At 42.0% G+C, this 5,120-nt stretch carries 5 protein-coding genes and 1 pseudogene; 1 reads left to right on the top strand and 5 read right to left on the bottom strand.

Annotation, left to right across the window (positions count from 1 at the left end):
* From B2633_RS16690 to B2633_RS16680, 3 genes are all read right to left on the bottom strand, one after another.
* Positions 1–1,194: efflux RND transporter permease subunit (locus B2633_RS16690; protein ID WP_483171805.1), on the bottom strand; the 1,194-nt coding region annotated here is incomplete at its 3' end.
* A 204-nt stretch (positions 1,195–1,398) separates the two neighbouring features.
* Positions 1,399–1,827 (bottom strand): PIN domain-containing protein, encoded by a 429-nt coding sequence (locus tag B2633_RS16685; RefSeq protein WP_483171804.1) that lies wholly within the window; start codon positions 1,825–1,827, stop codon positions 1,399–1,401.
* Positions 1,814–2,059 (bottom strand): DUF6364 family protein, encoded by a 246-nt coding sequence (locus B2633_RS16680; protein ID WP_061214763.1) that lies wholly within the window; start codon positions 2,057–2,059, stop codon positions 1,814–1,816. Before B2633_RS16680 ends, B2633_RS16685 begins: the two co-directional genes overlap by 14 nt.
* Before the next feature lie 188 nt (positions 2,060–2,247).
* Here B2633_RS16680 and B2633_RS16675 point away from each other — a divergent pair, with 188 nt between their 5' ends.
* The gene (locus tag B2633_RS16675; protein WP_061214762.1) at positions 2,248–2,472 is read left to right on the top strand and encodes a TOBE domain-containing protein; all 225 of its coding nucleotides are present in this window, start codon (positions 2,248–2,250) and stop codon (positions 2,470–2,472) included.
* A 66-nt stretch (positions 2,473–2,538) separates the two neighbouring features.
* On the opposite strand, the gene B2633_RS16670 is transcribed toward B2633_RS16675, so the two are convergent.
* Both B2633_RS16670 and B2633_RS16665 read right to left on the bottom strand, forming a co-directional pair.
* Entirely contained in the window at positions 2,539–4,695 is a 2,157-nt protein-coding gene (locus tag B2633_RS16670; RefSeq protein ID WP_483171803.1) for a hypothetical protein, read from the bottom strand.
* 47 nt (positions 4,696–4,742) lie between these two features.
* Positions 4,743–5,120: pseudogene (locus tag B2633_RS16665) on the bottom strand (lysine 2,3-aminomutase); the annotation flags it as partial.

Below are 5,120 nucleotides of genomic sequence, written 5' to 3'. Positions count from 1 at the left end.
AGCATCATCTACCAGTATGCCCAGAACAATAATCAAGGCAGCAATCGATATTTCGTGAATATTAATTCCCAACAGGTACATGGCCATAAAGCTGAGCATAATGGAGAGAGGAATAGCAGTAGAGGTTACCAGGGCATTTTTCCATCCCATTCCCAGCAGCACTACGATTATTACCAGGATTATGCCTTCCAGCAAATTGCGTAAGAAACGATAGAGGTTTTTATTTACTTCATCAGGCTGAAATAAGACCTGGTCCACCAGCAGGTCATGGGGAGCTTCACTTTTTAGCTTATCCAGCTCATCCCGGAGCTTTTTTCCTACCAGGAGAATGTTCTCTTCCGCCTCAAAATAGCCGGTTAACAGGAGCGCCGATTGGCCGTTGTGCCGGGCCAGGGGACGGTCGGGCTCTACTCCCCAGCGGATATTGGCGATGTCTTTTAATCTTTGGCTGCTCCCGTCTGGTGAAACCCCTATAATAGTGTTTTCAATATCGTCCGGGGAATTATACCAACCAGGAATCCTGACATTAGTCTTAATGCCTTCTTCTACAATGGCTCCAGGTGGAATGATTACATTTTGGGCCTTAAGGATATTAAATATTTCCTCCAGGGAAAGGCCGCTCGCGGCCAGGCGTGTATGGTCGATTTCTACCTCTATCCGTTTTTTTTCTTCCCCAAAGACTTCAAACCGGGCTATACCCTCAACTTGCTCCAGCCTTTTTTTGAACTTCTCGGCCATAGCTGCTAATTCTTCTGGATTATAATGCTGCCCGGAGAGACTAACAATAATTCCCGTCGTTTCCGCCAAATCGGTATTAAGCTGAATGGGCAGGCATTCCAGGGGCAGCTCCCTTTGCGTATCACTTAAAATCCGGCGCAATTCATTCCAGGATTCTTCCACCGGAGCATCATTTTGCAACTGCAGCAGCACTACAGAAATACTATTTCTACTATAAGATTCACTGAAATCATAGCCAGGCAGCTTGCGAATATTGCTCTCAATCACCCGAGTTACCAGTCTTTCTACTTCCTGTGGTGAGGCCCCGGGATAGATGTTGCTGATCATGGCTACCGGAGCAGTAACTTCCGGGCTCTCCTGTTTAGGCAGGAGGTAATAGCTGTAAAGCCCCAGAGCTAGGCTAATTATAATAAAAAGCAGAATAAAACGGCTGCTGGCAATTATTTTAGATAACATCCCTCGAATCATAATTCCCCCTCAATCCATAAGAAGGCTAGTTTCTATTAATATGGCCTTATTCCTTATTAGTGATGCGAGGGAAAATAATAAGCATCCCGGGTATACGGGTATTGAGTAGCAGAATCCACATGATGCAAGCTTTTAATATTTTGAACCTCTTTTTCCTTTGCCTGCTGACTAGTTAAAGATAGTGCCAGTAACTTAAGAAAACGGAGACTTGACTAGAATTCCACCATACTTTTGCCCATTGTTCAAATCTTCCGTCCAGATACAGGTGCAGCCCAAGCGTTGGGCACTACGGATAATTAGGGAATGCCAAAAGGAGATATGTTCTTGTTTTTGAATGTTGATAGCCTCTAGTAAATCCTCAACATTAGGGCTATGTAACGGCCATTGATCATAGTTTTCTATAACATTTGCCGCCTGTTGAGCGCTTATAGGATTCTTGAGCTTGCGAGTTACGATAACATAAAATTCCTGCAAAACCTGGATGCTAAGGCAGCCGTTTTTCTCTTCCCATAAGTTTATAAGTAAATTTCTGGCCTTCTCATATTTATTTCCAGCAGAACAATCATAGGCATAAACTAAAATATTGGTATCTATAAACTGGCGGCCCTTAATTTCGCTCATGAAGTTCCTCCCTATTCCATGTGCTTTCCCCAGCTGAGCCCATATCAAAACCTTCTTCCATAAGCCGAATACTAAATTCTTTAGCTTTTGAATATTGTTCTTCCCGTGCGACTATATCGAGGATGTATGTGCCTAAAAGAGCTGATAGTGACATGTTGCGGTCTACAGCCAGATGTTTGGCTTTCCTTAAAACATCTTCGGGAAGTGATAGTGTAACATTCTGCCGTCTCATTTTACCACCTCACTTTTTATGTGTATCACATTTTCACTTATTATATTATGCATTGATTCTAATAAAAAGTCTATTGCCAGGGTAGAGCACATCAAATAATAATTCCTCCTGCTAGTGAACATCCTATAACCAGGCTAAACTGCTTAAGATTCTCGATGCTATAAAATAATAACGCAGGAGGAATGAAAATGCGTATTAGTGACCCAAATAAATTGGCTGGAAAGATAATGGAAATAAAGGAAGGCTCTGATTTTACGGAAGTTATTGTGGATATAGGTGACTTTGCTGTTACTGCATCACTGACCTCCTCGGCCTACCAGGATTTACGCTTAAAAAAAGGTGACGAGGTTTTTACTATGTTTAATTCTACTGATGTCACCTTGATAAAGGATTCCAAAAAGAATGAGGACTAATGGGCAAGAATAAAGATGATTGAGATTCAACAATAAAATAGCATGGAAAAGAAAGCGTAGAAAATCTTAAATATTCTTAAAGTATTCCTGTATTATGAAGTAGCTCTTTTTTAAGCGCTCGCTATATGCGGGTAGCTCCCATTGTTCCCATTTGTAAAGATCGCTGCTAAGCAAATCTATAACTTGCTGATTATCGAAATCATAATACAGGGCCGATATGATTATACCGTCAGTTTTTTGAGTTCCCAGGATATCTCGACCGGCTTCTTCGGCAGGGTTGCTATCATTTAGCACCATAAGACTGGATGGATCGCTAAAGTTTAACCGGCCCCAGGGTAAACGGATATAAAGGGTACTATCGGCAAAATACCAGTGATTATAGGAGTTGGAGTCAAAAGTACCGTAATTAAGCTGGCTGGCATTTTCATAGAGGGCAGCAATGGGATTGCCATTTTTATCGACTCTATCCCGGCTTATCAGCGGTCTTATCTCTTCGAATAAACCCTGCGAACTGGCATAAGAAGAAAAACGATTTTGCGAAGCATTATAGCCCGGGTGCACCAACATTCTGGCGCTTTGTGGCCCGCTGAAATCCAAAAGGAATTCTGCACCACTGGGGGCAGAAATATTAATAGCAGGGTCAAATCTGAATTCGCCTTTCTCACGGTTGTAAGTATCCAGAGCAATTAGCAGTTTTTCTTTACTAAAATCCGGTTTCTTAAATAAATCGAGCTTCAAGTAGAGAAAACGAGCATCATAGTTTAGTGTAATGCTTTTAATTTGACCATTACCTCTTTTGATAACGGGTGGAGCTTTACTGCTTTGAGGTTCTATCGCCAGCAAGCCATAGTTTTGTTCAGGATCAATAGCGTTATGCCAAAGAACATGCCGCTCGTAGGGTATCATAAAGGGCTCAGTCGTCCAGGTTTTCTTAGCCCACTCATCGAGCCATTCGAATATTACAGCTCCAGTGTAGCCTTCTCTTTTAATGGCCTGCATCATTCTTACTATGCCCTTACCCTGTTGCTCTTCGCTAAGTCCTCCATGGTTTAAGCCATCCGGGCTAAGGTGTGCTGTACCCATACCGGTTGCCAGGCCGAATTCTGCTACCAGAGCTGGATACTTATTATGTCCTTCCATAAATTCCTGCAAGTAGCCCCCGTACCTTAACCTTCCCTGTTCGTCCTGATAATCGTTATATTTGCTCTCATTATTCATAAAATCAGGATAATTCGGATATATGTGATAAGCTCCCAAAAAACCTGCTTTCATTTTGGATTCACAGCTAATATTATTAATATCTATTGACACCTTGTCATTATACTCCAGCGATTTTTTCCCTAGTTGATTCCATTCCGAATCATGCTCTTTTACATCCAGGGTAGGCCAACTTACTATGGCCACAGGGTGCAAAGAGGCATAGTGTTCTTCCTCATATTTTGCTAGATAATCACAATTCATGGCCAACCAGGCCTCGCAGGGACTGGCACTAGCTGTTGAAGAAAAATATTCTCCTTTATAAGAAAAACCGGAATTTTTATGGTTGGTGGTGGTAACTTCGTCCGGCTCCAGTTCTCTCCCTACCAGATAAGCCAAAAGATATTTGGAAATATCACTGGTATAAATCCCGTAGGCCCGGCCTTTTCGCGGGGTTATATAAGCCTGACCATGAATTGCATCTACCCCGTACTCTATTTCCTGGAAGTAAGCTTCTACATAATCCTTTTCTAAATAATCCTTTCCCGTGGGATTTTCTTCTGGCCAAATTTCCTGTAGGAGCCACAGAGGAGTGTCGGGGTGACTATCATTATAGGATTTTAAAGCATTATAGAATTCTGGGGGCAACAGAGTATAGATACGGATACAATTAGCATTCATCTGCCCGATTTTTTCCAACCAGTTCAAATAGATTTTTTCATCATTCGGAAACTCGGTAAACCACTTGCCAGGAAGGGCCGTGCCGATATTTACTCCTTTAACAAAAAAAGGCTGCCATTTACCATTTTCAAGAACTTGCAGAGTAGTTTGATTGGTTTTTGCGTAAATCCGGGTGGCCTGGTTTTTGTTTATAGCCAGTTTTATCTGGTCTATAATCCGTGTGTTTAGCAGCGTTGGGCTTTTATGAAGCCAATATAAAACCGGACCTGACAGCAGAAATAGCAGAGCCAGAATTAAAGCAAATATTAAAAAATTCAGTGAAATGATAGCCCATCTTTTCTGCATACTATTTCATCCTTCAACTAATAATGAGTCCAAAGGAAGGCTAGTTCCTAATTGTTATGATTCGGATAGTTAAAGGTTCTACCCTGCCAGGTACGAATTATAACTTCGTTTTCATTAATGTCCAATACATATTCCGGGTTAATCGGGGTTTTACCGTAACCTCCTGGTGCGTTGATAACATAAGTGGGGACGGCCAGGCCAGAAGTATAGCCCCGTAAATGCTTCATAATATCCAGGCCGGTATTGACCGGGCTAACAAAATGGGTAGTTCCTTTTACCTCTTTGGCCTGGAATAAATAGTAGGGGCGAACCCGGATTTTCAGCAATTCCTGGTTAAGTTTTTTCATAACATGGACATTATCGTTGATTCCTTTTAACAGAACAGCCTGGTTGCCCAAAACTACTCCTGCTCCAATGAGCCGGTC

This window comes from Syntrophomonas sp. UBA1041 (assembly GCF_002316705.1).
Classification (GTDB): domain Bacteria; phylum Bacillota; class Syntrophomonadia; order Syntrophomonadales; family Syntrophomonadaceae; genus DTU019.
Note: the sequence above shows the minus strand (reverse complement) of the source record. Positions and strands in the feature narration are given on the sequence as shown.

What these genes read in the sequence shown, in the direction of transcription:
- B2633_RS16685 (WP_483171804.1), bottom strand. Translation starts at nt 1,827, where the DNA reads ATGAGCGAAATTAAGGGCCGCCAGTTTATAGATACCAATATTTTAGTT.
- B2633_RS16680 (WP_061214763.1), bottom strand. Translation starts at nt 2,059, where the DNA reads ATGAGACGGCAGAATGTTACACTATCACTTCCCGAAGATGTTTTAAGG.
- B2633_RS16675 (WP_061214762.1), top strand. Translation starts at nt 2,248, where the DNA reads ATGCGTATTAGTGACCCAAATAAATTGGCTGGAAAGATAATGGAAATA.
- B2633_RS16670 (WP_483171803.1), bottom strand. Translation starts at nt 4,695, where the DNA reads ATGCAGAAAAGATGGGCTATCATTTCACTGAATTTTTTAATATTTGCT.